Origin of the sequence: Longimycelium tulufanense, assembly GCF_014645795.1 — a bacterium.
In the GTDB taxonomy this organism is placed as follows: domain Bacteria; phylum Actinomycetota; class Actinomycetes; order Mycobacteriales; family Pseudonocardiaceae; genus Longimycelium; species Longimycelium tulufanense.
This window is the reverse complement of record NZ_BMMK01000022.1, coordinates 80,436-107,082: the sequence shown is the minus strand read 5'-3', so window position 1 is coordinate 107,082 and position 26,647 is coordinate 80,436. Positions and strand designations below refer to the sequence as shown.

The 26,647-nt window shown below is 67.2% G+C and carries 27 protein-coding genes; 21 read left to right on the top strand and 6 right to left on the bottom strand.

Translation table 11 applies throughout. The features are described 5' to 3' along the window. Positions 1 to 411 precede the first annotated feature (411 nt). The 15 genes from IEY55_RS21220 (at position 412) to IEY55_RS21150 (ending at position 12,934) form a co-directional block, all read left to right on the top strand. Positions 412 to 780, top strand: coding sequence for a hypothetical protein (locus IEY55_RS21220; RefSeq protein WP_189060271.1), 369 nt, complete (start codon positions 412 to 414; stop codon positions 778 to 780). Next, complete coding sequence (locus IEY55_RS21215) at positions 777 to 1,514, top strand: hypothetical protein (RefSeq protein WP_189060270.1); 738 nt, start codon at positions 777 to 779, stop codon at positions 1,512 to 1,514. The genes IEY55_RS21220 and IEY55_RS21215 overlap by 4 nt, the downstream gene beginning before the upstream one ends. 30 nt (positions 1,515 to 1,544) lie before the next feature. Next, a complete protein-coding gene (locus IEY55_RS32165; RefSeq protein WP_229686602.1) occupies positions 1,545 to 1,859 on the top strand; it encodes a hypothetical protein in 315 nt (104 codons plus the stop codon). A gap of 16 nt (positions 1,860 to 1,875) precedes the next feature. Beyond that, entirely contained in the window at positions 1,876 to 2,664 is a 789-nt protein-coding gene (locus IEY55_RS21205; RefSeq protein ID WP_189060269.1) for a hypothetical protein, read from the top strand. Positions 2,665 to 2,985: 321 nt separating this feature from the next. Next, entirely contained in the window at positions 2,986 to 3,474 is a 489-nt protein-coding gene (locus IEY55_RS21200) for a helix-turn-helix domain-containing protein (RefSeq protein WP_189060268.1), read from the top strand. Positions 3,475 to 3,492: 18 nt separating this feature from the next. Then, complete coding sequence (locus IEY55_RS21195) at positions 3,493 to 4,029, top strand: hypothetical protein (RefSeq protein WP_189060267.1); 537 nt, start codon at positions 3,493 to 3,495, stop codon at positions 4,027 to 4,029. After that, positions 4,026 to 5,117, top strand: coding sequence for an MAB_1171c family putative transporter (locus tag IEY55_RS21190; RefSeq protein WP_189060266.1), 1,092 nt, complete (start codon positions 4,026 to 4,028; stop codon positions 5,115 to 5,117). Before IEY55_RS21195 ends, IEY55_RS21190 begins: the two co-directional genes overlap by 4 nt. After that, positions 5,114 to 6,286 (top strand): FAD-dependent oxidoreductase, encoded by a 1,173-nt coding sequence (locus IEY55_RS21185; protein WP_189060265.1) that lies wholly within the window; start codon positions 5,114 to 5,116, stop codon positions 6,284 to 6,286. The genes IEY55_RS21190 and IEY55_RS21185 overlap by 4 nt, the downstream gene beginning before the upstream one ends. An 841-nt stretch (positions 6,287 to 7,127) precedes the next feature. Next, positions 7,128 to 7,811, top strand: a complete 684-nt coding sequence (locus tag IEY55_RS21180) for a hypothetical protein (RefSeq protein ID WP_189060264.1) — start codon at positions 7,128 to 7,130, stop codon at positions 7,809 to 7,811. A 170-nt stretch (positions 7,812 to 7,981) separates the two neighbouring features. Next, positions 7,982 to 9,016 carry an amidase domain-containing protein gene (locus tag IEY55_RS21175; RefSeq protein WP_189060263.1) on the top strand — a complete coding sequence of 345 codons (1,035 nt, stop codon included), beginning with the start codon at positions 7,982 to 7,984 and terminating at the stop codon, positions 9,014 to 9,016. 11 nt (positions 9,017 to 9,027) lie between these two features. Continuing rightward, a complete protein-coding gene (locus IEY55_RS32160; protein ID WP_229686601.1) occupies positions 9,028 to 10,332 on the top strand; it encodes a ricin-type beta-trefoil lectin domain protein in 1,305 nt (434 codons plus the stop codon). 130 nt (positions 10,333 to 10,462) lie between these two features. Continuing rightward, on the top strand, positions 10,463 to 10,741 hold the full coding sequence (locus tag IEY55_RS21165; RefSeq protein WP_189060262.1) for a site-specific integrase: 279 nt from the start codon (positions 10,463 to 10,465) through the stop codon (positions 10,739 to 10,741). Between the two features lie 316 nt (positions 10,742 to 11,057). Continuing rightward, positions 11,058 to 11,441 carry a hypothetical protein gene (locus tag IEY55_RS21160; protein ID WP_189060261.1) on the top strand — a complete coding sequence of 128 codons (384 nt, stop codon included), beginning with the start codon at positions 11,058 to 11,060 and terminating at the stop codon, positions 11,439 to 11,441. Then, entirely contained in the window at positions 11,434 to 12,042 is a 609-nt protein-coding gene (locus tag IEY55_RS21155; protein ID WP_189060260.1) for a DUF3558 domain-containing protein, read from the top strand. The genes IEY55_RS21160 and IEY55_RS21155 overlap by 8 nt, the downstream gene beginning before the upstream one ends. 70 nt (positions 12,043 to 12,112) lie before the next feature. Next, the gene (locus IEY55_RS21150) at positions 12,113 to 12,934 is read left to right on the top strand and encodes a CPBP family intramembrane glutamic endopeptidase (RefSeq protein ID WP_189060259.1); all 822 of its coding nucleotides are present in this window, start codon (positions 12,113 to 12,115) and stop codon (positions 12,932 to 12,934) included. A gap of 229 nt (positions 12,935 to 13,163) precedes the next feature. Here IEY55_RS21150 and IEY55_RS21145 read toward each other — a convergent pair whose 3' ends face one another. The 3 genes from IEY55_RS21145 to IEY55_RS21135 all read right to left on the bottom strand — a co-directional run bounded on the left by IEY55_RS21145 (position 13,164) and on the right by IEY55_RS21135 (position 14,968). Then, positions 13,164 to 13,784: a DUF3558 domain-containing protein gene (locus tag IEY55_RS21145; protein WP_189060258.1), complete on the bottom strand. Its 621-nt coding sequence runs from the start codon at positions 13,782 to 13,784 to the stop codon at positions 13,164 to 13,166. Positions 13,785 to 13,790: 6 nt separating this feature from the next. Next, a complete protein-coding gene (locus IEY55_RS21140; protein WP_189060257.1) occupies positions 13,791 to 14,243 on the bottom strand; it encodes a PE domain-containing protein in 453 nt (150 codons plus the stop codon). Positions 14,244 to 14,395: 152 nt separating this feature from the next. Next, positions 14,396 to 14,968 carry a prepilin peptidase gene (locus IEY55_RS21135; RefSeq protein WP_229686600.1) on the bottom strand — a complete coding sequence of 191 codons (573 nt, stop codon included), beginning with the start codon at positions 14,966 to 14,968 and terminating at the stop codon, positions 14,396 to 14,398. A gap of 317 nt (positions 14,969 to 15,285) precedes the next feature. Between IEY55_RS21135 and IEY55_RS32155 the strand changes: the two genes are divergently transcribed. From IEY55_RS32155 to IEY55_RS21110, 6 genes are all read left to right on the top strand, one after another. Beyond that, positions 15,286 to 15,933 carry a hypothetical protein gene (locus IEY55_RS32155; protein ID WP_229686599.1) on the top strand — a complete coding sequence of 216 codons (648 nt, stop codon included), beginning with the start codon at positions 15,286 to 15,288 and terminating at the stop codon, positions 15,931 to 15,933. 56 nt (positions 15,934 to 15,989) lie between these two features. Next, complete coding sequence (locus IEY55_RS21125) at positions 15,990 to 16,547, top strand: recombinase family protein (protein ID WP_189060255.1); 558 nt, start codon at positions 15,990 to 15,992, stop codon at positions 16,545 to 16,547. 146 nt (positions 16,548 to 16,693) lie between these two features. Further along, positions 16,694 to 16,819 (top strand): hypothetical protein, encoded by a 126-nt coding sequence (locus IEY55_RS32605; RefSeq protein ID WP_268239341.1) that lies wholly within the window; start codon positions 16,694 to 16,696, stop codon positions 16,817 to 16,819. A gap of 71 nt (positions 16,820 to 16,890) precedes the next feature. Next, positions 16,891 to 18,753: a recombinase family protein gene (locus IEY55_RS21120; protein WP_189060254.1), complete on the top strand. Its 1,863-nt coding sequence runs from the start codon at positions 16,891 to 16,893 to the stop codon at positions 18,751 to 18,753. A gap of 880 nt (positions 18,754 to 19,633) precedes the next feature. Then, positions 19,634 to 20,419, top strand: coding sequence for a hypothetical protein (locus IEY55_RS21115; RefSeq protein WP_189060253.1), 786 nt, complete (start codon positions 19,634 to 19,636; stop codon positions 20,417 to 20,419). 3 nt (positions 20,420 to 20,422) lie between these two features. After that, entirely contained in the window at positions 20,423 to 21,013 is a 591-nt protein-coding gene (locus tag IEY55_RS21110; protein ID WP_189060252.1) for a class F sortase, read from the top strand. 152 nt (positions 21,014 to 21,165) lie between these two features. Here IEY55_RS21110 and fxlM read toward each other — a convergent pair whose 3' ends face one another. From fxlM to IEY55_RS21095, 3 genes are read right to left on the bottom strand one after another with little or no spacing between them, the layout of a single operon-like run. Then, positions 21,166 to 22,374: a methyltransferase, FxLD system gene (fxlM, locus tag IEY55_RS21105; RefSeq protein ID WP_189060251.1), complete on the bottom strand. Its 1,209-nt coding sequence runs from the start codon at positions 22,372 to 22,374 to the stop codon at positions 21,166 to 21,168. A 29-nt stretch (positions 22,375 to 22,403) separates the two neighbouring features. Next, positions 22,404 to 23,534, bottom strand: a complete 1,131-nt coding sequence (locus IEY55_RS21100) for a lanthionine synthetase C family protein (protein ID WP_229686598.1) — start codon at positions 23,532 to 23,534, stop codon at positions 22,404 to 22,406. Between the two features lie 53 nt (positions 23,535 to 23,587). Further along, positions 23,588 to 26,620, bottom strand: a complete 3,033-nt coding sequence (locus IEY55_RS21095) for a lantibiotic dehydratase (RefSeq protein ID WP_189060249.1) — start codon at positions 26,618 to 26,620, stop codon at positions 23,588 to 23,590. Positions 26,621 to 26,647 lie beyond the last annotated feature (27 nt).

The following is a 26,647-nucleotide window of genomic DNA, read 5'->3' as shown; positions in this document are numbered from 1 at the left end:
CCTGGCAGGTCAGTCGAGCCAACCTGCCATCTCCAGGCGATCCACCGCTAATCAGACAGTCCCCTGGGGGAGCCAGCTTGCGTGGACGTGCGGGTTCTGGGTGCTGAGCTGGTCCGCAAAGCCAACTCGTGGTTGTGTCGATCTGACTCCCCAACCGGTTCACGCTGGTGCTCTTTTCTGCATGGTGGTGTCGCTGGTTCTTCGGTGAGCACCGGTCTTTCCGGTAGAAATCGGCAAAAGTCGGGCCAGTAGGGAACCGCGGGATAGGGTTTGTCGTCGGAGGTGGCGTACGAACAGAAGGAGGGACCGGATATCGGACATGGCAGACGAGGGATGTGGAGTTCACGAGGGGGCGGGATGGTGGCCACGATGAGGGGCGGGCGGCGGGCTCCGGCGGTGACGTGGGGAGTCGTGGGTGAGCTCCTCGTGGCTGGTGTGCTGGTCGTGGGGGCACTCGGTTCCACGGGCCAGCAGACCTACGGCTCGTCCTGGGCGTTGTTCGTGCTGAGTGCGGCCTGTGTGGTGACGGGGCTCGTGCTCGTGAGCGTTGCGGTCGTGGGGCGAGTGCCTCGTGCCGCTGGGTGGGCCGCCGCGCTGGTGCTGGCGATCGCAGCCGGTGGGGTCGCGGTGGTGGCTCTCGTCTCCCTCGCGTCTGCTTCGGATGCCCTGGCGTGGGGCGTGGCCCTGGCGCTCCTGGTGGCGGCTGTGGGAATGGACGTGCTCGCAGCACAGCTGCCTCGGCTGAACCCGCGTCCGGTGAGGACAAGGGGAACACCGTGACCGACGATCTCATGCGGGAGTTGGTGCAGCTCCAGCGTTATGCCACAGGTCTGCAGGAGCTGATGGCGGAGGCCAATGCCGAGGCTCCGTCGCGGACAACGGGCACGGACCACACCGGGGTGATCCAGGTGGGGTTGGGTGCCGATGGCTTGCCGGAGGCGATCCGCGTCCAGCAGGGGTGGGAACGCCGGCTGGAGCCGGCCCGGGTGGGGGAGGCCGTGGTGGAGGCTGCGCAGGTGGCGCTGGGTGAGCGCATGGCGTCCTGGACCATCCGGCTGCGGGACATCGGCTGGCAGGCCCAGGTGGAACGACTGCAACAGGGCGACGAGCCACCGGCCCCACCAGTCCCGGGTGAGGTTCCCCCAGCCCTGCGGCGTGCGGTGGATCAGGCGCGGCCCCGCCCGCTCGGCGATCTTGCCGAGGACATGATCGCAGCATTCGACCACGTCGAGCAGATGACACCGCCAGCGGTGGCGACCGCAACCGGCTCAGCCGCCGCGGGCAAACTCACCCTCACCCTGTCCCGGGCCGGTCTCGTGTCGTGCGTGGCGGAACCGCACTGGGTGGCCCGGCAGACCGCGACCATGCTGACCAACGCCCTCGGCGAGGCACTGGCGGGTGCGCGGACCGCACTGGCCCGCACCATCGAGCCACACCACCCCACCGGTGCCCTGGAGCGGTTCCTCGCCGAAACCCTCGCCGTCCTGCGCGACCCCCACCGCCTCGCCGAGTGACCGCGCCGAGTGACTGGACGGAGTACGGACATGGCACCACCCGGCAAGGACAGCATCACGGTCGCCACCAATGCCTTGCGCGCCGAGTCGCGGGTCTGGGACGAGCAGGCAGGAACAATGTCGACCGTCGCGCAAAAAGCCGAAGGACTACGGCTCAATCGTGTGGAGGCCGGACTGTTCCAGGTCGTGTTCTCCGCCTACGAGGAGACGCTCAACGCCATCGTGGACCGCTCCCGTGAGGGACACCAGCGCATGACCGAGGTGGCCACCACGCTCGTCCAGGTCGCCAACACCTATGACCAGGAAGAGCAGCACAACGAGCACCGGCTCCGCAACCTGTACTGACGACGAAGGGGACACCGTGGGCTTCAGCGAGGCACAGTTCCAGGCAGCCGTCGACAAGATCAACGCCGGGTTGAGAGACCTCTCGTCGAAGATCGAACAGGTGCGTCCCGCAGCCGAGGCGGCAGCCAACCAGTGGTACGTCCCCGATGTCGTCAAGGATGCGGTGCTCTGGCTGGCTGAGAAGGCCATCAGCCTGGCCAAGTCTGTCTGGAACAAGATCGTCGAGGTGCTCAAAGGCGTGGCCGCACCCGTGTGGTTCTTCAAGTACGCCTTCGACTGGGCCGACGTCAAAGGGTTGGCCACCGACGTCGCCGGCCAGCTCAAGCCCGAGGCGATGACCGGCACCCAGCGCTGGCACGGCGAGGCGGCCGAGGCCTACCGCAAGCACATCACCCCACAAGGCCAGGCCGCCGCACGGATCGGCACCCTCGCCGACAAGATCTCCATCGCGTTGGGGATCTGTGCCACCGCAGGGCTCGCGTTCTACGTCTCCATCGGCGTCATCCTGGCCAAGTTCATCGTCGCGATGGTCGGCATCATCGCCTCCCTGGGGTCGGTGGCCTTCTCCTGGGTCGGCGTCGGCCTGGCCGTGGAGGAAGCCAGCGTGAACACCGGGTTCATCATCGCCGCGGTCAGCACCCTCACCGCCGCCCTCGGCGCCCAAGCCCAACAACTCGTCGCCCTACACAGCGAAGCCGTCGACAACAACACCTTTCCCGGCGGCACGTGGCCCAACCCCGTCACCACCACCTACAACGACGCCAGCGTCAAGGACGGCACCGCCCGCTGGTCCATGGCCCAGTAAATCGAGCAACACGCTGCGAGGGCCAGCCAGGATTCGCCGGCTGGCTCCCGCGTCCCTTCCACCGTCGATGCGGGATGCGATGCTCGCTGGAGCGATGGCCAGGCAGATATGGCGTTCACGTGATCGCAGGCGGGGCACCGCAGGACTGTGTCAGCTCTGGGTTCGTCTTCTCTGGCGGCGTGCATCCGTGCCCCCTCGCCCTGCGTGGCGGCCAACGAGGTCACGCTGTGGGTCGCCCAGTGAGAATGGTTCACCTGGTTGGTCTATTTTCCTGGGGCGGTGTGAGCTGCGATCGTGACCGCACGAGGAGGGTGAGGAGAGATGGGCCGCAGCCTCCAGAAGAAGCTCAATCACCTGTTCGCCACGGTCACCTCAGACCAGGGGCGGGAATACTCGCATGAGCAGGTCGCCGATGCGATCACCGAAGCGGGCTGGACGATTTCGGCCAGCTACGTCTGGTCCCTGCGTCGCGGGCGGAAAACCAATCCGACCCTGCGGCACCTGGAGGGTCTGGCCTGGTTCTTCGGTGTGCCCGTGGCGTACTTCTCCGATGACGCGGTGACCAACCGCATTGATCAGCGTCTGGAGGAGCTGAAGGCCGAACGGGCGCGCTTGGTCGAGCTCATGCAGGGCAGCGATGTCCAGGTGATGGCGATGCGCGCCGGTGAGCTGTCCGCATCGCGACGCAAGTTGCTCATGGAGTTTCTTGACGTCATCTACCGCGAGCAGCAGGCCGCCCGCGACGCCGATCCGCGGCCCTCATCGGACAGTGTCGAGGGCTCACCGGGCGGACCTGCATCCACGGCGTGATGGGGGAGGCACTCAGGGGTGAGGCGTGAGCGCGAACTGCGCCGCCGCTGTCGTCGACTGTTGCGGGAGCTGGATATCCGTCCACCCTTGGACGTGGCGTCGCTGTGTGCGCGGGTCGGCCAACATCGGGGGCGACCACTGCGGCTACGGGCGCACTCCTCGACGGTGCCGGAACCCTTCGGTGCCTGGATCGCCACCCCCACTGAGGACTACATCCTCTACCAGCGCGAAACCAGCCCGGCGCATCAGGACCACATCATTCTGCACGAACTGGGACACATGGTGGCCGGCCACCAGCATCGCGGTGAGGTCTACCACGACGATTTGGTCAACGAGGTGCCGTATCTGACGGCGGAGGCCGTGCGCCGGGCACTGCGGCGCAGCAGCCTGTCCTACGACGACGCCCAGGAACGGGAAGCGGAACTGGTTGCCACGATCATTCTGAAATGGGCAGCGGTGCTCAACCGTGTCACCCCACGCGCAGCCGCCTCTGCTCCCACCGCCGCCCGCCGCATGGGGTCGGCGTTGGGGGAAAAGGGGGTGGGCTGGCTGTGAGCCTGACTGGCTGGCTGGTGGCCCAGGGCGCGCTGCTGTTCGGCCTGCTGGCCTGGCAGGTGTACCGGGTGGTTCGGGCACCGTGGGACGTGCCGTTGCGCGCGGTCGCCGGCACGGTGGCCTGCTGGGCCGTGGGCTATGTGGCCGGCCACGCCGCAGGCAACCCCACCCAACCCGCCGGCGGGCCCTGGCTGGCCCTGCTGGTCTGGTACGGCCTCGTGGTCACCGGCGCCTATTGCCTGGTCTGCTTTTATCTGTTCTCGGCGCTGGACTCCGGTGCGGCCCGGCGACGCGCCATCAACCACGCCGTCATCCTCCTGGTGGCCCTGTCGGTGATGGCGGCCACCGCCATGACCGCGCCCAGCCAGCACTCCACGAGCCATCTCACCGTGTTCTACCTCATCGCGGATCTTTATCTGGCCCTGGCGTTGGCCGCGTCGTTTCGGTGGACCCGCCGCTATGCGCAGGGCGCAGATCCCCGCCTCGCCCGCGGGCTCGTCTTCACCTCCCTCGGGCTGGCGGGCACGGTTGTCGGCGTCACGTTGCTCGCCAGCAGGGTCGCCGCCCAGGGGTTGCACCTGGCGATGCCCCCACCGATGCGCGACCTCACGATCACCGTGCTGATGCTAGGAATTCTCCTCTTCCTGGTGGGAATCGCCTATCCCGGCACGGTCATGCGCATCGCCGCTCTACGCGTATGGCACCAACACCGACGTGCCTTCGCCGAGCTGACGCCCCTGTGGAACCTGCTGCACGAGGCCTTCCCCAAGGACGCCTTGGACACCGGGTGGGGCGATGTCCATAGCCGTTACTACCGCCGTGCCATGGAAATCCGCGATGGCCTCGTCCGCCTCAGCCCCTACCTCGCGGCGCTGGGCTACCGCGACGACAAGGCGACCGCGCCCACCGAACTGGCCCACCAGTTGCGCCAAGCCCTCCGCGCCCGTGCGGCCGGGCAGGAACCCGCATCTACCCGCGCCGTCGGGGTCGCCATCCCCACCCGGACCGGGCTGGACGCCGATGTTGCCGAACTGGTCGCCCTCGCACGGGCACTGCACACCATCCCCGACCCGGAGAGCACACCGTGACCCACGCAGTGATCATCGGAGGCGGTATCGCCGGACCCGTCACCGCCATGGCCCTGCACAAAGCCGGCATCAACGCCGTGGTCTACGAGGCATACCCCACCGGCGCTGATGATCTCGGTGCCTTCCTGGCGCTCATGAACAACGGCCTTGATGCCCTGCGTGCCATCGACGCCTACCACCCCGTCGCGGCGGCGTCCTTTCCCACCAGCTACGTCGAAACCTTCAACGGCACAGGGCAATCCCTGGGCGTGCAGGCCGTCGGTCTGCTCGATGACAACCGGCCCCGCACCATCACCCGAGCGGGCCTGTACCGGGTGCTGCACAACGAGGCCACCCGCCGTGGCATCCACATCGAACACGGCAAACGCCTCGTCACCTGCGAGGTCACCGACCGTGGCGTGCGCGCCCGGTTCGCCGACGGTACCCACGCCGACGGCGACCTCCTCATCGGAGCCGACGGCATCCACTCCACCGTCCGCGGGGTCCTCAACCCGGCCGCGCCCCGGCCCCGCTACACCGGGCTGGACATGGTCTACGGCTACACCCACGACATCACCCACACCACCCCCGCCGACTTTTTCCGCATGACCTACGGCACACGCGCCTTCTTCGGCTACGCCACCGCCCCCGACGGCCACACCTGGTGGTTCGCCCGTATCCCCGGCACCCCACTGAGCAAAGACCAGCTTGCAGCCATCGGCCCCGCCGAATGGAAATCCCGCACGTTACCGTTCTTCGTTGACGACACCACTCCCGCCGCCGACATCATCCGCGCCACCGACACGTCCGTCTTCGGCACCAGCGCCTACCACATCCCCCACTTGCCCCTGTGGCGCCAGGGTCCGATCATCCTGGTCGGCGACGCCGCCCACGCCAGCTCACCAGCGGCCGGAATGGGCGCCTCACTGGCCATCGAAGACGGCGTCATCCTCGCCCTGTGCCTGCGCGACCTACCCGACACCGAGCAAGCACTCCAAGCCTACGAACGGCTACGCCGCCCACGCGCCGAACGGCTCATCGCCGCAAGCGCCCAACTCGGCAAGAGGGCCACCCCCCCATCCGGCGCCCAGCACATCACACCGGAAACCCGGCCCAGCAACCCCACATGGCCCTGCGAACACCACATCGACTGGAACACCAACCTGAACCACGAACCCACAACCCGCTGACCCAAAAATCAAGGTGAGGTGAGAACACGCCGGAATAGGATCCGGTGCCGGAGTACCAGGAAGTCGCGGACCACACGGTTGCCATGCTTGACGAAGCCGGCATGAGGTCCGGCAGGTCGTCGGAGTATGTCTCCGACCCAATCCTGTGGGCGGCGGCTCGGCGTGGTGGTTCCGGCAGAACTCCCAGGCGGAGCCATGTGGAGGCAGTAGCCAGAGTCGAGAGGACTCGTGAATTCCAGGGTTTGCTCTGAAGATTCGGGTATCGACCGACCCTGCTCCGGATGGGTGATGGGCACGCGGATGCCACCGCCTCGGTGGGGTGAAGGCTACCAGCCCATCGCTCACAGCGATCAAGATGTTGTGCATCGGCCTCCGTGTGATCCACGGGTTCCTCGCCCACCCCTTTAACCAGCAATAATAGACGCCTTGTCGTCCAGGCGGACGACAAAATCATTCCGCCACGGTGACTCCTTGACTATGTCCCGCCCGCTCAGCATGCTCAATTCTGGATCGCATGTTGAGAACACGCCGGACACGTTCTTGAGGGGAGGCTTAGGGATAAGCTGAACAAAGTCCTGATTCCATCGGATGTCCGCTACGTCCGCCAACTCACGCGGCAGCAAACGCACTAGCCCCCTCGGTCTGCATAGAGAAGGACAGCGGACCGGTCTGTGGCCCTGTAAATGCGGAGCAGGGTGTGCCTGGTCTGCCGGCACTCCCGCCGTCCCCTGGTGGCATCGGTGACCAGTCAACTCGGCTACCTGGGGCATCGGTGCGGGCTCTATGGGTGGTGTTGTGGCCTCGATCGGGCCGATACAACCCAGTGAGCCGAGATGGGGCGATGGGGCAGGAGGCGGACGCCATGGGGTCACGAGTGTGTGCTGGTGTTGTCGGACTGGTGCTGCTGATGGCGGGGTGCTCGAGTGCGCCGCCGGCCGTGTCGCCGGAGACGTTGCCGACGCCGACGAGCGTGTCCGCTGAAACAGGGGAACGGCCCGCTGTTCCCCAGCGCGTCGACCCGCCGCTTGCCCAAGGCCGCAGTGCCAGCAGTGTCCAGTCCCGCGACTTGGAGGCGCTGCTCCGTTCGGTGCTGCGCGAGGCCAATTCTGAGGTGGAGATCGCAGATTCGGCCAATGCAACGTGGCCGGTGAAGGAGTCGAAGCGGTCCGGTGCGGGACTGCTGGTTCGGGATCAGGAGGGCCGGTACGGGGCGGTGAGTGTGGAAGTCACAGAACCAGCAATCAGCGCAGGGAACGCGGAATGTGATCGCGGTCATGGGGCACACTGCCAGGTTCGCCGCATGCAGGGGGGAACCGCCGTGGTGTACGACTACGCCAAGGACGGTGGAACGATTCGTGTGGAGTGGTTCCGCCCGGACAAGAGCGTTCCGATCTTTGTGTACAGCTCCGCGCTGGTGACCCGGGACGAATCTCTGTTCTGGAACGGCGGATCCCGCTCGCCGCAGCCTCCGTTGACCACCAACCAGGCCCTCGACCTCGCAGAAAAAACCAACGCGCAACGATGATTAGGAGATTGACCACGGTGATGCGAAGATGTGTCCGGCGATTAGGACTCGCAGCGGCCGTAGCGGTGTTAGTTACTTCAGCGGCCGCATCCGCCGAGGCAACGGAAACCACTGGCCAGGATGCGTTGGTGGCGTTGGCTCGCCAGTATCTTCACGACCGTGCCACTCGCGTGACGAGTAGCTACACGCCCCTCACCAGGGCCAACCCGACGAAGCTCACCCGCACCCCGACTGCCGAGGCGTTTTCGGTACGCATCGCGGCCGAAGCACCCGAGCTGGACCGGTCCCGAGCGGGCCTGGCGGGCACACTCGCGGAGTTCAGCCACGCGAACGTCATCGTCAACGACGCCGACGTCAGTGTAGAAAACAGCACGGCCGAGGTGCAGCTCGACGAGGTCACCAGGCTGTACTTGGCGGCCCACCATCGGCTGGGACGCGGACCCGAATACAGCAGTTACCGGCTGCGCCATCTGATCCGATTCGAGCGATCGGGCGGCATATGGCGGCTCTCGAGCGACGTGCTCGACGTCCCCACCCACGCGCACGACGTTCCCTTGACCTATGCCCGCCCGGAGAAGAACGGCGCACCGCTGCCGACGGAGACCTCCAGAACACCGTTGCCGCCGAGCATGGTGCCCAACACCCCGGACGCCCCGCGCAAGCCCCGTGCCCCCGAGCCGCTCGAACGGGACGGTGGATTCAACCGGCAGGCAGCAATCGACTACGCCCTTCGCTGGGCACACGGTCGCAATAGGGAATACAACAACTACGGCAACGACTGCACCAACTTCCTGTCCCAGATCTTCCGGGCGGGCGGCTGGGCGAATGCCGGCCTGTATCACGAGGGCCCGGACAAGTGGTGGCATTACATCGGCGCAATGTGGCAGGTGCACGACAACAGAACGTGGAGAGTCGCGCACGATCTGGCAGTATTTGGTTACCACTATTCCAAGCGGACCCGTAGCTACGCCGGCGAGCCGGCACGCAAAGGCGACGCCGTGTACGCGGACTGGGACAACAGCAACGGCGGTACCCAGGCCGACGGCAACATCGATCACGCCATGTTCATCACGGACGTCATCGACCCCTGGGACTGGAACGGTATCTACGTCACCTACCACACGACCGACCGAAAGAACTGGCCGCTCGGAGTAACAACCGCGAACAAGCCCGGGTCGCTCTACTACTTCCAAGACACCCGGTGAACGGAGCCGCGATGAGATCCGAGACGAATCCCACAGTCCTCCGGCGCGTGCTCGTCGCCGTGGTGGCGTTTCTGGTTGGTGCGTTCGTCGCACCGGTGGTGGCGGTTGCTGATCCTCCGGAGGCTCCGCCGCTGGCCGACGACAGCCGGCTCCCGTCCCTCGGTACCCAGATGCCGAAGGTCGCCGGTGTCCACGCCATCCCCCGGCCCGTGCTCTGCGAGGGGGATGGAGCCAGCGGAAAGCGAGTCCAGCTCCTCTATGTCCGCGGCGATGAACAGGATTCCCGATACGACGAGATTGTCGGCACGTTTCAGAGCTATGCCGCAGACACCAACGATGCCTTCGTGGAGGCCGCACGGCGCCTGGGAGGCGGCGTACGGCACATCCGCTACGTCACCGGTCAGGATTGTCGACCCGTCGTGAAGGAGGTCGTCTTACCCCAGCACGCGATGCTCACCTTCGGCACAGTCACCGTGGCACTGAAGAGACTCGGCGGCTACGACCGCGCTGACCGCAAGTACGTGGTGTGGGCCGAGTCCAAAGCGGGCTGTGTGGCCGGGGGCAACGGTGGTGACGACCGGCCAAGCCCGGACAACCCGTTCAACGCCGGCCCGCACTACGCGCTGCTCGGCGAGGGATGCCGGGGTGGATGGGACTTCCTCGGCCACGAACTCATCCACACCCTGGGCGCGGTCGGAAAGGATGCACCCCACTCCACCGGCGGCGGGCACTGCTGGGACCAGCGGGACATCATGTGCTACGACGACACCGGAGCCCACCCCGATGACGTACGGCAGATCTGTCCCGGCATGAGGTACCAGCTCGACTGCAACGGAGACGACTACTTCCACACCAACCCGGCTCCCGGCAGCTACCTGGCCACCCACTGGAACATCGCCCACAGCGACTACCTGATCCGAAGCGGGCCATCCTATCCCGTGGGCATGGTGACCGGGATGGACGGCAAGTGCATCGACGTGGCCGGCTCCAACACCGCCAACGGCACCAGCGTGGGGCTATGGGGCTGCAACGGCACCAACGCACAACGCTGGACCTGGCGCGACGGCACCCTGAGCGCGCTAGGCAAATGCCTGGATGTCTCCGGATCGGGCACCGCCAACGGCACCAAGGTCCAACTGTGGGACTGCAACGGCACCGACGCCCAGACGTGGCAAGCCCAACCCGACGGGACGCTCCGCAACCCGCAATCGGGACGGTGCCTGGAGGCCAAGGCCAACAGCCCAGCCGACGACTTCCCCCTCCAGATCTGGGACTGTCGCGCCGATGTGAACCAACGCTGGACACTTCCCACATAGCCAGACCAGCCGACTCAACATTTGAAAACCAAACCGACAAGGACACTCGTCCGCCATCGCAATCAGCAGGGGGCCGGGGGCGCGGTGCTGGTTGGTCACCGGGGCGTGGACCGGTGCCCGCTGGGGCGAATTGACCGGGCTGCAGCGCCCCCGCCTGCAGCTGTTCGACGACGACACCGGCCACCTCATCATCGACCCCGACACCGGGGCCCTGCACGAGTCCGATGACGGCACCCTGTGGCTTGGCCCACCCAAAACCCCCGAATCCGCGCGCACGATCTCCCTGCCACCGTTCCTGGTGCGCCTGCTCCGCGCGCATTTGGCGACGGTGCGGGGATCGCCATTGCCCGGTGTGCGGGTGATCCAGGGTGGGTGGCATCGGCTGTACGTACGCTGCCTGGAGGGTTGAGAAGGGTTCACAATGCCGGGGGGAGCCTGGGGCGAATGAGTAGTGGGGGCGAGGCAGGTGTGCTCGACGGCGGGACGCACGAATTCAGCCGCGTTCACTACCCGGAACGAGGCCCTCCAGATGCTTTGCGGAGCGTCTGGCGGGCCTCGCCGTATCCGGTGGCGCGTCCCTGAAAGGTGCTGGTCGTCAGGGTGGTGTCGTGCGCCGACCGGGAGCAATAACTGCTCTGAATAGGTGAAACTTTGGGTTCGTGAGAACCGTTCGGGTGGCTTCGCTAGTCTCGGCCCCGAATATCGACTTTAGGGGGTTCAGGCTCATGCCCTTCGCTGCGATGGGTCCGACCGGTCACCAGCCCACCACCCCGGCCGCCGGTGGCGCGGCCCCGGTGCTCCGCTTCGAGCTGGGCCAGGTGGCCGAGGCCCTCAAGCTGTTCCGGGCCGCGTATGACAAGGTCGAGGCGCTGGTGTACCAGGCACAGGGCAAGCTGGAGATGAAGCCGATGGCCAGGGACGACGTGAGTGTCGAGGTGGCCCAGGAGATCACCAGGAAGAGTCTGGAGGGTACGACGTCGGCGCTGGCCGCCATCAGCGGGTACCGAGACCAGCTCAAGGCGATTGTCGAGCAGTTGGAGGCGGCGGCTCGCCAGTACGGGATCGCCGACGAGCGGAGCACCGTTGATGTGGAGGGGCGCCGTGCCTGACCGGCGGCTGATGGTTGCGGCGTTCGCCGCGGCGGCTGCTGTTGGTGTTGCCGGGTGTTCCGGGGGGAACGCGGGTGATGCCCAGCCAGCCCCGAGGACGAAGGGTAGCGAGGCCACGTCTGCTTCTCCGGAGCGGAAGCTGCCTGATCGGCCTCGCGAGGTGAGGCTTGATGGTAAGGATCCGTGCTCGCTGCTGACCGACGATCAGAAGAGGCGGTTTGCGCTCGACCGGCCGCCGCAGAAGTTGGAAGACTCTACCTTCAAGGGCGCACCGACCTGCCACATTCGCAGTGAAGCCAAGGATATCTCTGCCGCGGTAGCGACCATCACAGGTATGGGGATCGAGAACTTTGGTCCTGGACAGGTGAATGGTGATGTGCGTGAGCTGAAGGTTCAGGGGTTCCCGGCGTATGAGATCCGTACTCCCGGGGCCCCGGTCGGCAGCGATTTCTGCACCGTCAACGTGGATGTCGCAGACGGCCAGGTCCTGCGGGCGCACTACAGCGAGAGTGGAACGAAGCAGCCACTGGGTAAGGACGAGTTGTGTCAGCGGGCGGCGCAGGTGGCTGATGCCGCGATGACGACGTTGGTGGCCGGCTGAGGTTCGAGCTCACCCGGTTGTGGATCGGGATCCCACCGACTGTAGGTCGCCACTCCTACGGTAGGTGATGATGAGTAACGGTACGGACGTTCGCCCGCGGCGGACCACGATTGCCGGGGCAGTGGTGGTGGTCGCTGTTGGCTGTCTGGCAGGCTTTGTGGCCGCAGTACCGCCGGTGGCGACCGCTCCCACGCGGACGGTGTGGGTGGCGGCGGGACTGGCGGTGTGCACCGTGGTCGCGTTCGGGGCGCGGTCGGTCTCGGCGGTCCGGCTGACGGTGTTTGTCGACGTGGTGTTCGCCGGTTTCGCGTTGGGTGCGCACAGCGGTCTGAATCCCGCGGTGACCACGGTCGTGGTGTGCGTGGCGCCGATCCTGGTGCTCAGGGCGGTGGCGGGCCGGTGGCCGGACCTGCGGCCCGCCCTGCCGTGGCTGCGCTGGGGTCGGTGGGGTGTGGACAGCCTGGGGCTGGCGGCCGTGACCATCCTCGCGGGTGCTGCGGCGCTCATTGTCTGGGCGAACACTGACGGTCCGTCGCCGTCGGAGTATTTGGCCGATCTGGGGGCGCGGCTGTGGTGGGTCGCCGTGCTGGGGGTCCTTGGTTTCTCCCTGGTCAACCCGATCTGGGAGGAGGCGCTGTTCCGGGGGGTGCTGCAGACCGAGCTCGGCGTGGTGTTCGGGGCCTGGCCCGCGGTCGCGATGCAGGCGGTGGCGTTCGGCCTCGCCCACCTCCACGGTTTTCCGTCGGGCTGGTGGGGCATGCTCATGGCTGGGGTGTGGGGCGCGGCGCTGGGCGTGCTCCGGCTGCGCACGAACGGCGTCGCCATCCCATACCTGGTCCACGTGTGCGCGAACGTGACGATCGGCGTCCTCGCGGTGGCCCTGCTGGGCTGACACCGCACCGGACCCCGATCGATCCGTAACCGTGGCTTGGTGCCGGTGCCGCCCCTTCCCGTAGCGGGATCAACCTCGGTCGATGCCCGCCGGCTCGCGCGCTGCCCATCCTTGTTGGCTGGAGAGATCGGTGTCGTGGTGACCGACTTCCCCGGCGATGACCTCCGAGTTGGTGACCACGCCGCAGGTCGCTGTCTGCGTGGTCCACCGTGGGTCAGTGTGGGCGAGGTCAGGAGGCTGCCTTGAGGGTCTTGAGGACTTCACCGGCAACGGTCTTGGTTCGCTCGCAGGGCGTGGTGTAGTCGGGGGCGTCACTGTGCATCTTCGCTTGGACCAGGTAGACGAGCTTGTCGGTGACGGCCACGTCCACGTCGCACACGCCTTGGGAGCGTTGGTCCAGAAAGGCCAGGACGACGGCGGCCGGGTAGCCGTCGATCTGGAAGGGGCGGAAGACTTTGAAGGTGCTGCTGCGGCTGTACAGCCCGGCCAGCCCGTCTCCCTTGGTCATGAAGGTGACGGACACACTCATCTGGGACGGCCCGAAGGTGTCCGGCCAGCGGCAGTTCGGTTGATCATTGATGTCTGCAGGTGACCCCTGGGCACCGATGTGGAGTGCTTGGAGCTGCGCCTTGGTGAGCACACTGCACGGGTCCTGCTGGAACTTCGCGGTATCCAGTGGTTTCGGCACTCGTGGCACATCGGGGTTGCCGGGACTTGAACCGGACTCCGTGCCGGTAGTGGCTGAGGTCGTCGAGGCGGGCTGGGCGTTGCCGCCAGTCGCGCTGGAGCTACACCCGGCCAGCAGGAGTGCACTGACTACTGTGCCGATTGCCGCCGTCGCCTTGCGCATGGTCGTTTAGCTCCGCTTCTGCTGGAAGGACGCCCGCGCCGACTCGTCGGCGTTGTCGTAGGAGGTCATCGCCGCTTCCAGGCTCTTGATCATGTTCTCGATGTCTGCCTGCTGTTGTGCGTTGGCAGCGAGGTAGTTCTGAACAAGCTCGGGTCCCATCCGCTTCGCGGCGCTCGGGCTGTAGGGATCGTTGCCGGGTGCTGGCCAGTTCGCGGCTTGCTTCGCCACGTTCGCCGCATCCTCGAGCTTCACCTTGGCTTCCTTGAGATCGTTGATCAGACCAGGGATCTGGTCGCGATCAACGGCGAAGTGTGCACCGGCTCCGCTGCCGCCTCCACCCTCGCTGGCCCCGCGCGCGGCGTCGGCGGCATGTGCTGTGGCCCCGGCCGCTGCCGCGGCGGCACCGGCCGCACCCCCGACAGCGGAGGCGGCCCAGAAGCCGCTCACCATCTCACCCATGCGTCACCCTTCCCCGGACGTGCACCTGAACAGACATCCTTCTGTATGACGCTGGCTACGGTGGGTGGTTCCACGAGATATACCTGACCATTGATCAGCGCCACACGATGGGTCGTGGTCGACGCTTCGCCCCGGCAGCGACCCGGGCGGGCCTACTGGGGCTGGGTGAGGAGCGCGGCGAAGGCTCCGGCCAGCAGGAACGGACCGAGAGGGATTGTGGAGTCTCGGTGCCACCGTGGGCTGAACCGCAGGGCGGTCCAGGTGACAGCGGCCAGGAGCCATCCCAGCAGCGTGCCGGTGAGGAGGGCGGTCCAGCTCTGCCATGCCAGGGCGAGGCCGAGGAGGCCGCCGAGTTTGACGTCTCCGGCCCCGAGGCCGCCGGCACTGATGACGGCGAGTGCGAGGTAGAACCCGGCGAGCAGGACCATGCCCACCAGCGCCCGCAGCAGCGACCCGGGGGTCGTGTGCACGGTGGCCGACAGGGTGAAGGTGGCGCCGAGGATGAGGTAGCTGGGCAGCACCAACGGACTGGGCAGGCGTTGCTCGACCGTGTCGATGATCGCGAGTGGAACCCCGACCGCGGCGAGGTAGCTGTAGGGCAGCAGGTCGACGTTCGCACCGACGCGCCACGTCAGGAGACCGAACAGAATTCCCGTCAGCAGGGCCGCGATGGTCCGCCCCGTGAACGGAGTGGTGGACGGCGAGTTCAACAGACGGAGGGTCACAGTCGAGAGCGTGGCCCCGGTGAGTGCACCAATAGTCGGCCATAACGCGATGAGTGCCACCAACATCAATTCATCCAGTCACATGTGATCGCGAATATGCGTTGTGATCCTGATCGGGATCGCTGACTTCGCTCCTGTACCGCCTGTTGGAAAACTCGCTGGCACACCGTCGAGGACTGAAGGGCTGGAGAGCGTCCGGGGCACTATACGGACTTCGAGTTCGTCTTCACACCCTCTTCCTTCGAGAGGGATGCATCGTGTAGACAGTGAACGCCGCACGCAGAGCAATAAGATCATTACGGAGCGTTGGCGTAGACATGGGTGAGGAGATGACCTTGAACGCGCGGCAGGGCCGAGCGGCGGCGTTAGCAGTCGTCGGGGTGGCGTCGGCTCTTGCACTCGCCTCCTGCAGTTCGGGCAGCCGTGAGCACGCACGTTTGAGCACGTCAGCCGACCGGTCCGCACCATCCTCACCTGCTCCTTCGTCGAGTGAATCAGTGCCAGAGAAGGCTCAGCAGGACGCGGTCGCGGCCTATCGGGGTATGTGGCAGGACTTTGTCGAGGCAGGCCAGACTTCCGATTGGCGATCAGCCAAGCTGGGTCATCACGCCACCGGTCTGGCATTGACCAACATGTCACGGGCGCTGTATGCCGATCACTACAACGGCCTCGTCACCAAGGGTGAGCCTGTTCTGAACCCGCAGGCGTTCTCCGCGGATCCGGCCGATGATCCCAAAAAGATCATTATTTCCGACTGTGGCGATTCCACTCGCTGGGTGAAGTATCGCGCCGACAGCGGTCAGCCTCTCGATGGCAAGCCGGGTGGGCGGCGCCGAATCAATGCGATCGTGGAAAAACAGCCGGGCTTGACCGTCGCGACGCACAGAGCGTGGATACACCAGTGTCGATCCGGTGGGTGGGCGTTGGGCAACTACGAGTCCTGCAACAGAAAGGGGGTTCTATGATGGCGAGTCCGTCTGCCCCTGGCGTGTTCCATCCGGTGTGTGCCGGGGGAGTGCGTGTGGCGTTCTACGGCCGTGTCGCGTGCGCTGATGACCCGCACACCGCGATACAACGGCAACTGCGGGTGGTCGCTGCCGCGCTTCCCGCCGGAGCGACCATTGCTGGATGTTTTGCCGATGTCGGTCCTTGGAACGGTTTGCGTGGCAGCACTCGCTCCACTGCTATGTGGCATCTGGACGGGCGCCCGGTGGATGGAGGGCTGATCGACCTGCTCGACCGTGCGTGCCGACCCGACCGCCTCTTCGATGTTGTCGCCTGCAGTGACGTCGATCGGTTGTCCCGTCGGCTCGCCGACCGTGTCCGCATCGAGGAGAACCTTGCCGAGCATGGCGTCCGAGTGGTCACCCTCGACGACCCGGTGATCGCCACACCGGCACGGCTCGACATCCTCAGCGCGACCCAGCAGCGCTTGCGACGGTGGGCATGGGATGTGGGAAGCACTGAGAGCGCTCCGTTGGATGTTCTCCTGTCAGCACAACGACTCGGCGCGATTCGATCATCCTTATCGGACAGTCAGGGTATGGTCGCCGAGGACGGCACGCGAGGGCTGGGGTGAGTGGTGGGCGGCGTACTGAGCAGCATCAGCGGACGCCCAGTCGTCCACCGCGCGGCCCCCACGGTCACTGTGGACCGGCGAACTCCGCACCACCCCGCAGGCGGCGCTCCGCCTCTGGTCGGTGTCGGGACGCTGAACCCCCGGAGATGGTGTGGGAGATCCGCATCCTGGACGGTCCGGACGGTGAACGGCTCGCGCAGCAGCAGGCCCGTGTGCTGTGGGAGGTGACCGAATGGCTGGCCCGGAACAGGTCCGAGCGTGGGCTGGGATGAGCCGCCTAGGACGAGCCCGCAGCCCCTACCGACGCGACGAGAGCGACTGTCCCGGTCATGCGGAGCCGAGCGTGTCGCTGATCCGTGTGGCGTGGGCGGGGCGGACCTCGACCTACGACCAGCAGGACCCGACCCTCTCGCTGCCTCGCCAGTTGCGTGCCTCGCAGATGGTGCTGCCCGACAACGCGCTGATTGTGGCGCACTTCTATGACATTGAGTCCGGCCGCAAGGACCTCGCCGCCCGCGGGCGCGGTAGCGCGCACGAGCAGTTCCAGATCCCCATCCCGCGCGATGGAGGCATTCAGGACTTGCTGGCCGAGGCCGAACGCCCGGATCGGCGTTTCGACTACGTGATCTGTGAGTCCATCGACCGCATCGCCCGCCGCACTTATATCGCCACCGACATCGAGAACCGCCTCGAACGCGCCGGGGTGCGGCTGCTGGCCGCGGACGAACCGTTCCAACTCGCACAGAACGGTCGCAAGGCCAAGATCGCCACGCAGTTGCTCACCCGCCGGGTCAAACAGGGCATCTCCGAGTTCTACGTCGTGGAGATGCTGGAGAAGTCCTGGGACGGGTTCGCCGTGCACACCGAGGAGGGCTACAACGTCGGTAAGCCCTGCTACGGCTACCGTGCCAAACGCGTCCCGCACCCTGTCCCGGCCAAACGCGCCAAGGGCCAGAAGAAGACGTTCCTCGAGCCTGACCCCCTCCAAGCCCCCGTGGTGAAGAAGATTTTCACGTGGCGGCTTGAGGAACGCTTGGGCTACCAAGCTATCGCTGACCGGCTCAACCTCGACCCTGCCAGCAACCCGCCGCCCACACCGGTCGACCCGAGCCGGGCGATCGGCCGTTGGACCTACTCCAACGTCCGCGACATCCTCAGCAACCCCAAACACACCGGGCACATGGTGTGGAACCGGCACGCCCGCAAGACCGGCGGCAACACGCTCAACCCCGTCTCCGAGTGGATCTGGTCGCCCGAGCCCGTCCACGAGGCACTGGTCAGCCTCGACACCTACATCCAAGTCCAACAGGTCAGCGGTCATCGCTTCGGCTCCCGCAGCGCCGCAGGTGCCAACGTCAACCACCCGCAGACCAAGCGCGTCTACCGGCTGCGCACCTACCTGTTCTGCGACTTGTGCGGACGCCGCATGTTCGGCAAAACCCGCCACCAGCACGCCTACTACGTATGCGCCCCCAAGAGGGACTATGTCCCCAAGGAACACCCGGTGAGTATCTTCGTTCGTGAAGACGCCCTCGTGGACAAGCTCAACGCCTTCTTCGCCCATCACGTCTTCGGCGCTTATCGACGACACCTGCTCGACGCCAGTATCCGCATCCTTGATGCCGCCGCCCACCAGGAACGCGAGCAGCGAGTAGCGGCACTGCGCCGCAGCATTGCCGACACCGAAGCCAAGATCAAAAGAACCGTGCGCAACCTCGAACTCGTCGATGACCCCGACCGGGACCTCATCCGCGACATCAACGAGCGCCGCGCCGAGCTACGCGCGCAGAAACAACAGTTCGAGTCCCAACTCGCCGAGGTCGAGGAACGCATCCTGCACGCACCCAACCCCGACCTGATCGACGCGCTACCAGTCGCGAAGATCCAGATCGACGAGCTCTCCGACGATCTTGCCCGCGCCCTGTTTGAGGCGCTACGACTGGAAATCCACTACAACAAACACACCAACCAGGCCACCTGCCGTATCACCCTCACCGGGCAGACCATCACAGCGGCCCGCCACGCCGCCCGCACCGCCGTGGCACCGCTGCGGCGTCAACAAGGTGGTGACCAGCAGGAACAAAACAACAAGGACCAGGGTCACGTCCCAGCCGACGATCACCCTGGTCCCATCCTTGTAGTGCCCCCGGTGGGGCAGGCACCGGCGGTGTCGGCGGCATGGGACGAGAAGACGACGTTGGCGTAGATGGTGTTGTCGAGTTCTTGGAGTTGGATGACGCGTGGATCAAGGGCACACCCCGGAGCACCTGCCGGTAAATCCACCTGGATGACGACTGAGTTGGGGTCTGGTCCTGGCAGGACCTGTTGGATCGAAGCTGCGTAGATCGTCCACTCAGCTGGCGGTGAGGTGGTGTCCGGGGACACTCCCGCTGACCCCTCACCGCCAACCTTGGTGATAGCGAGTGCCGCCACGATGGTGATCGCAACGACCGCCACAGCAACAAGTCCGGGCCGATAGCGCTGCACGATGCGCATAGCACCCCCTCGATCGGGGTGCCACGCTACCGGTCGCGACCCGAAGCCCGCTCGTTATCAAACGAGGATGTGGCGGGTCACTGCTCATCAGTACCGCGCCACACCATCCTGTGGTCAGCAGGCCAATCCGGGTCTGAGACTGGCGGCGGTACCACAACCTCCGTTAGCGCCGATCAACGCGCGACCGACCGGGCGGGCTGACAGCGACCTCTGTCTGTCAATACCAGGCCACCGGAGGATCGTGCGCCGCTGCTCCCACCAGGCCCCCCGTACCTCCGCCTCTCATGTTCCAACATTCCGTCCAGAGCTTGCTGTTGGTGGAGAAACACGCCCACGGTGCTGGACTTGTTGATCGAGCCGGGCGCGCTCGTCAAGAGATCCACGTCTAGAGCATGGCTCCCCACGATCGTCGGTCCGCGCCCATAAGGGACGCGAACCCCCGGCCATCCGATGTTGTGATCGTCACCTGCTTATGGTTACCGTTCCCCGCTTCGACTTGGGCATGCTGAGGGAGCCTCCGCGTCAGCGGGGCCATGCCAATGTCGCGCTGACCAGGGGAAAGCGCGTATGGAAACCAATGGAGATCACCAGTGAGAAGACCTGTGGGTCCGGTGGTGGGGGCCGCGCTGGCCGCCACCACCGTGGCCGCCGTCGTCGCGCCGACCGCAATCGCTGAGCCCTCGTCCAGCCCGGCCGAGACCACGACGTCGACCACCTCGGCCCCGACGACGGCTCCGGTGTCGACCACCACCGTGCCCTCGCCCACCCAGGACGAGAAGCCGACGGCCACCACGACGACGAAGGCGGAGTCGTCGAAGCCAGCGACCTCGACCACGGCGAAGCCGACCCGGCCGAGCGACTGGGTGAAGCCCCACATCGGCCTGGTCGACTACACCAAGCCCACGGTGGATACACCCACCGCCAAGAAGGGCATCACCTTCCTGGGGCTCAAGCCGTACTTCGTCTACATCAGCTGTGACGACCGCGCCGGTCACAACGGCCGGCCGACCAACATCAGCTCGGACGCGCTGGACCTCGGCTCTTTGGAGCGGATTTCCGGCGGCTACTACCCGCACGCGGCGTCCTGGGCCGTGAACGCGTCCGTGAAGGACTCCGCCCCGGCCGGCAAGCACACCGTCTCCGCCCAGTGTGGCGACGAGAAGCTTTCCTACACCTTCGAGGTGCTGCCGGGTGACCCCGGCACCACCGCGCCGAAGCCCGCCCAGGATGCGGCGAGCGCGAAGGAGGCGCAGGCCAAGGCGCGGACCCAGGCAGCCAAGCGGAACGTGAGCACGCAGCGCGGCGGCAACGCGCAGGTCAAGATCAGGCCCAAGGGTCGGATCGAGACCGGCGCTGGCGGGACCACGCGAGGCTGACGAATGCGTCAGTACCGCCTCTGGGGTGGCCGCGGTCTCGCGGCCACCCTGCTCGTGTCGGCTCTCCTCGTGATCGGCGGCTGCGGCTCGGGGCACGACGCGACGGCACCGGCACCCGCGGCCAGCGGCAGTACCGTCGCCGAGAAGACCTCCCCGCCCGCCACGATCCGCATCCCGAAGATCGGCGCGGAGTCATCGCTGGTCTCGGTGGGGCTCACGCGGGACGGCTCGATGGAGATCCCCTCGGTCGAGCAGCCGATGCAGGCCGCGTGGTACAAGGAGAGCCCGATCCCGGGCAACACCGGCCCGGCGATCATCGTCGGCCACGTCGACGGCAACGCCAAGCCCGGCATCTTCTTCCGCCTGAAGGAGCTGAAGAAGGGCGACGAGGTGCTGGTGGACAACCGCGACGGCAGCCAGTCGAGGTTCGTTGTCACCCGTACCCAGCAAGTTGACAAGGACCGGTTCCCGGAGGACGACGTCTACGGCAACACCGCCGGCCCGGAGCTCCGGCTGATCACCTGCGGTGGCGCGTTCGACACGTCCGCACGCAGCTACCGCGACAACATCATCGTCTACGCGAAGGCTGCCTGACCTCGCGCCCAGGCGCCCGAGTGGTCCCCAACCGGAGCCATCTCGGGCGCCTGCTGGTTCCGTGCGTCTCCATGCGGAAGGCCGAACCACCGGCGCCCTGTATGGCAAAGGGACAGCCCCAAAGTGGCCCTCACCATCGCAACTGACTTCACTCAGCCATAGCAAACTGTCAGCCGGATCTGGTGTTTGTCGGTGACCGTTCCGGGGGCCAGGTCGTGGTCTGGGGTCCCTGCTGGGTATGCGGTGATGGTCGGTTGGGCGGTGCGGTCGAGGTTCCAGCTGCGGATCTGTGTGCAGAGGCGTTCGGCGAGCATGGCGCCGTCGGTGCCGTGGCCGGTGGCGCCGAGTTCCCAGCGGGTTTCGGCGTCGTCGCGGTGGCGGAGGGTGAGGTAGGCCAGGCTTGCTCCGTCGACGAGTGCGGGGCTGCGGGCGGGGATGGCGGGTGTGCACAGGCCGGCGTCGACGGCTTCGCGTTCGGCGGTGATGCGGCAGGTTCCGGGTTCGTTGGCGGTGAGGCGGAGCCAGATGCCGTCGAGGGGTTCGCCCGCGCCGAGGGACACGCCCGACCACGTCTCGGTCTTCGGGCGGGTGAGGATGCCGGAGAGCGTGACCGGGTCGATGGTTTGGTCGGCGTCCCAGTACAGGGACACGTGCCCGTCCGCGTCGATGGTGCCGTGGCGTTCGCCGTCGTCACCGATCATGGAGATGAAGCCGCACAGCGTCACCGACGTCGACCGCAGCCGGTTGTGCTCGCGGGTGAAGGCGATGCTGCGTGACTGGCCGCGCCACCGCAGCGGTACCACCATCCGGCCCCCTGGGGCGAGCTGCTCGAACCAGGCCGGCGGGATGTCCCACGGCCCCACCGTGACCACGAGTCGCTGGAAGGGAGCGTGTTCGCTCGCGCCGAGAGCACCATCCCGGGTGACCACACGGACCCGGTCGTAACCGGCGGCTGCCAGCGCTGCCTGTGCGTGGGCGGTGACGTCCGGGTCGATGTCGAGGGTGGTCACCGTGCCCTGATCATCGACCAGTTCGGCAAGCAGCGCGGCGTTGTAGCCAGTGCCGGCCCCGACCTCCAGGACGTGATCGTCGGGCTGGGGGTCGAGCTGTTCCAGCATCATCGCCACGACCGAGGGCTGGGACGCACAGCTCAACGGGCGCCCCCCTACCGGGCCAGGCTTGATCGTGACTGCCCGGTTGGCGTACGCCTTCTCCATGGTCGCGGCCGGGAGAAAGGCGTGCCGTGGAACAGTACGCATCGCCTGCTCCACACGGCCGGGGCTCAGGCGGCCCTCGGCGACGAGCTGGTCAACGAGGTGGGCGCGCAGCGCGTCAGGTGAGTCCATCACGGTGCTGTTCATCGTTTCCCTTCGTGCGGTTGGGGGTCTGGTCAGCCGGCGACGAGGAGGCAGACATCCCATCCGGAGGCGGGTGGTGTGTCGACGGCGAGATGGTGGCGCACCAGGGCGACACCGGAAGCACCGTCGAGCAGGCCGCTGCCACCGGGGAGTCCGTGCCGGTTCAAGTACGCCCCCAAACGGCTACGCAGGTTCGGCAGCAGCGCGGCGAGCCTGCTGCCCGGTCCCGCGTCCGTGGCTGCGCGCCATGCGGTGTGGATGGCACCGGCCCAGCCGTGGCAGAGGGAGGCGTCGCCGAGCTGGGCGAGCTGCTGCTCATCGGTGAGGCACGCGGCGAGGGTGTTCTCGGCGCGCCGTTGGCGCTCGATGTCACCGAGCGCGCGGGCGGCAAGCTGTTGGGCGCGGGTGATGCCGGGGGTGCCGTAGCACCAGGACGGCCGCTGCGGCCCAGGCTGACGGACGGTCCGGTCCTGCCACTCGCGCCGGGAGATCATGCCCGGCCACCACGGTCGGGAACTGGGGCCGCACCGCCACTCCTCCAGCGACGTGCAGATCCGGTCGATCGCCTCAACCTGGCCGGGGACGGTGATACCGCGACGGTGGGCGGTCGCCAGCAGGGCGAGCGGGCCGGCGACGCCGTGCGCGAGGCCAAGGTTGCCGTGCCCACCCGGCCAGTCCACGTTCGGCTGATCGTCAGGGCCATGGTCGGCCCACCAGCCTGGGAGTGTCTGGCCGTCGACCGTGACGGGTTCGGTCAGGCGTACCAGGTAGGCTAGGACGTCGCATAGCAGCTCGTGTTCGCCGTGCCGGTGCAACAGGGAGACGCCGAGCCCGGTCAACCCGCTGATCAGGTCATACTCCCGCAGGGACGGCAATCGGCCGTGGTCGATACGGGCGTGGGCACGCTCCAGGCGCTGCTGGACGAGCGTGGCGATATGGCGGTCGAGGATCTCCAACTCGGCGGCGTAGCCGATGCGGCCGGTGGTGTGAAGGACAAACGCGACGGCCGGCGCGCCGCGGAACAAGCCGCAGGCGTCGGGATGGGTGGTGACGGGTTCGCGGGTCATGACTTTGGCCCACTGGTGAACTGTGTCCCACCCGGCGATGCCGGCGTGGGCCTGCTCGTTGGCAAGTAAGACGATGCCGGCCGCGCCAGTGCCCAACGACTGGCCCCACCCTGGAGAAGGATCGGCCGGGGGAGTGAGGACGGGGCTGTTCACCAGTCGCCTCCCGCCTGCCGGGCACGCCAGGTCAGCGCGGCCTGTCGGGCTAACCGCCGGCAGGTGCGTTCGTGGTCGGGGTCGATGCCGTGGGCCCGGTTGTGGTGCAGGTGCAGCAGGGACTCCACGATGGTGTCGAGGTCCGCGCCCGCAGGGAGCTGGGCGCGGTAGGTAGCCAGAGCGGCGGTGCGGGCCTGCCAGGTGCCGTCGACGTCTTCACCCCTCCCGGGCAACTCCCGCCGTCCGCCGCCTACGGCGAGCCGGATCGCCTGCTCGGTGACCGTCCGGTCCACGGGTGGGGCATTGGAAGCGGGCCGGGCCAGCAACCAGCACATCCCGTCGACCTCCCCGAAGAAGCCTTGGGCGACGTGCACCATGCCCGCCGCCACCAACGCGGTCGAGTCAACGGAGGACAGATGCCGCAGGCCGGTCGCCACGGCACGGGAGTCGGCGGCGAACGCCTGCTCGGCGGCGCGCATAGCCCCGTAGCGGCCCGTCTCCGGGACGTAGGTGTCGATCACCAGGCGCGCGAGAATGCCCTTCTCTCGCATCCACTGTGCCCAGTCCCCCACATTCACCGCACAGGCAGCGTAGTGATCACGGTGCGGGACGTGGAGGCGTAACCGGAGATGATTAGCCTCGTGGGGGCTGCGGTAGCGCACGAACCACCAGGACGGATTACCCAGGCTTTCGAGGAGCTCCGGGAGATGGGCGGTGAGGATCTCGTCCATCCGCTCGGGATGGGTGAACAACTTCGCGTGGAACCACTCCGTCCCCGCCGATCCCGGGAGCTGCCCGTGTGCGTTGCCCAGTACGGGCAGCGAGCCGCGCAACGGGTTGGGCGCGGGCCCGCGGACGGTGGCAAGGGGGAACACCACCTGGTGGGCGTGGCCGTGGCCCCAGCCGAACTCGCCGGCCGGGGCTGCTTCGGTGAGTAGGACGTGTTCGTGCCGGGCCAGATGGGCGCGCAGGATGGCGAGGTGCGCGGGCTCGTCGAGGTCTAGGCGGAGCGTGCGGTCGGCGTCCCGGAGTTCCACCAGCGTGGGGCAGCCCCAGCGGTGCCGCCAGGAATCCAGAGCCCGCCGCCACGCATCCTGACCGTCAGCGCCCGAGGGAAGGTCACTGGTGGTGAGCCGCCACCGCGCCGGGGACAGGATGCTGCGCTGATAGCGCACCCGAGGTAGGAACGGCAATCGTTGCGCTCCCGGTCCCCAGTCGAACTCGTGCCACGCCGCCACGGAGGCGCGGGGCAGGTGCGCCAGGAACCGCGCCAGGGGCGGGGGCTGCTTGTCCAAGGCGAGCGCGTGGAACACCTGCGGCTCCACCACCCGCCGACGCGAGAGGCTGACCGCGTGCAGGCGGTCGCGGGTGGCGGTGACGGCCAGATCCCCGACACTGATCACCTTCTCCTGGTCGTCCAGGCCCCGGTGTTCGCCCACCGGAAGCACGTGATCGAGATAGGCGGGAACGCGGGCAACGTTCTCGGCGTGCGGATACGCGGGCGGAAACGACAACTGCACCGACAATGCCCCCTCGGTCGCGGTCGGCAGCGCCCGATATGCCTCCGCCAGAGCCGAGGTAGGCAGCAGCGGGGCGAAGCGCCCGGTCAGGGTGCCGGCGGCACGACCGGGCGCGACCGTGAGCACGAAGTCCCCGCGCTCCGCCGCCGCCGTGCTTGGGGCGTGGATGCGAGCGGACAGCTCGACGTGCGGTGGGATGCGCTGCTCGTCGAACCCCTCGGCGGCCAGACCACGGACCTGCTCCTCGGAGAGGACGACTTCTCGGCTACCGTCGATAACGGTCTGCCAAGCCAACGCGAGCAGCCGCTCGTCCCGCTTCATTAGCCCGCCCGGTGGTAGGTGAAAGAGGCTGCCGGGATACCCAGCCGGGAAGCCGAGCCCTGCATCCGGGTTGGCGACCTCGACCAGCGGCACCAGCGCGCCGACCCCATACCGGTCGAGGAAGGCGGCGTGGTAGTCCCGCCACGCGGGGTCGCCGTGCGGGTGTCGGGTCAGGCGCAGCAGCACGCTCGCGGCCTGTTCCATCTCGCGTGCCACCCGGTAGGGGACCTGCACGTGGCAATCGAGCAGCAGGTGAATTGCGAGCGGAATACGCCCGGCCGAGGAAAGTCGCCGCGTCACCGCCGTGCGCGCCTGCCGCCGCTCGACATGACCGGTCGCGGGGTGGTTGTGGCGGTGGAGCTCGGCCCGCACCGCTTCCAGGTCGCGCAGCAGGGGCACGACCGAAGGAAGGTTCTCCGCCCCGGCCACCCGGAGCCGGTTCAGCACGTGGGTGAGGGGATCGGTGACCGTGAACGGGGCGTGCAGGGCGGTGATGAGGTAGCCCTGCCGCACCAGTTCGGTGAGCATTCCCCGGACCCGCGACACGTTGATGCCAGGCACAACCTGGGTGAGCTTGTCGGCCAGATCGCCGAAGGGGATGGGCGCCGCTGCGATGTCGGCGACCGCTGCGACCGCGCTGGTGTTGCGGATGCTGGCCCGGTTCGGTCCCTGCGGCACCTCCAGGCGGTCACCCCGGCGCACAACCAGATCGCTCCATACCACGTCCAGGCGTTCCAGCAGATCGGGCACCGCCTCCAGGCCGGCGATGACCTCGGCCAGCCACTCGGTGTCCGGCCGCGCACCAACCCGGTGGCCGTCACCCCACCACACCCCGGCAGTGCTCCCGACCACGGCCGGGGCCACGCCGGCAAACAGGCCGAACGGGGTGGGCCGGCTGACCGCCCGCAGCAGATAACGCAAGACGGCGATGGTGGCGCGGCGAATCTGCTTGCTGTCCGTCCCGCTGCCGTCGAGGATGGCCTCCACGCGGCTAGCGAGGGAAGGGCTGGCCTGCTCGATGGCCTCAGTGAAACCGGGCCGGCACCACACCTCTCCCAACCAGATGCGACACGAGGCGGTGTCAGTCAGTTCAGGTGACGCCTCGGGCACGTCGGTCAACGGCGCGGCGGTGGCGCGCAGCAGCCCCACCCCGAGGCTCCGGTACAGCCGCGTGTTCTGCGCGCACATCCTTCTCCTCCAACCGTGACGGGAATC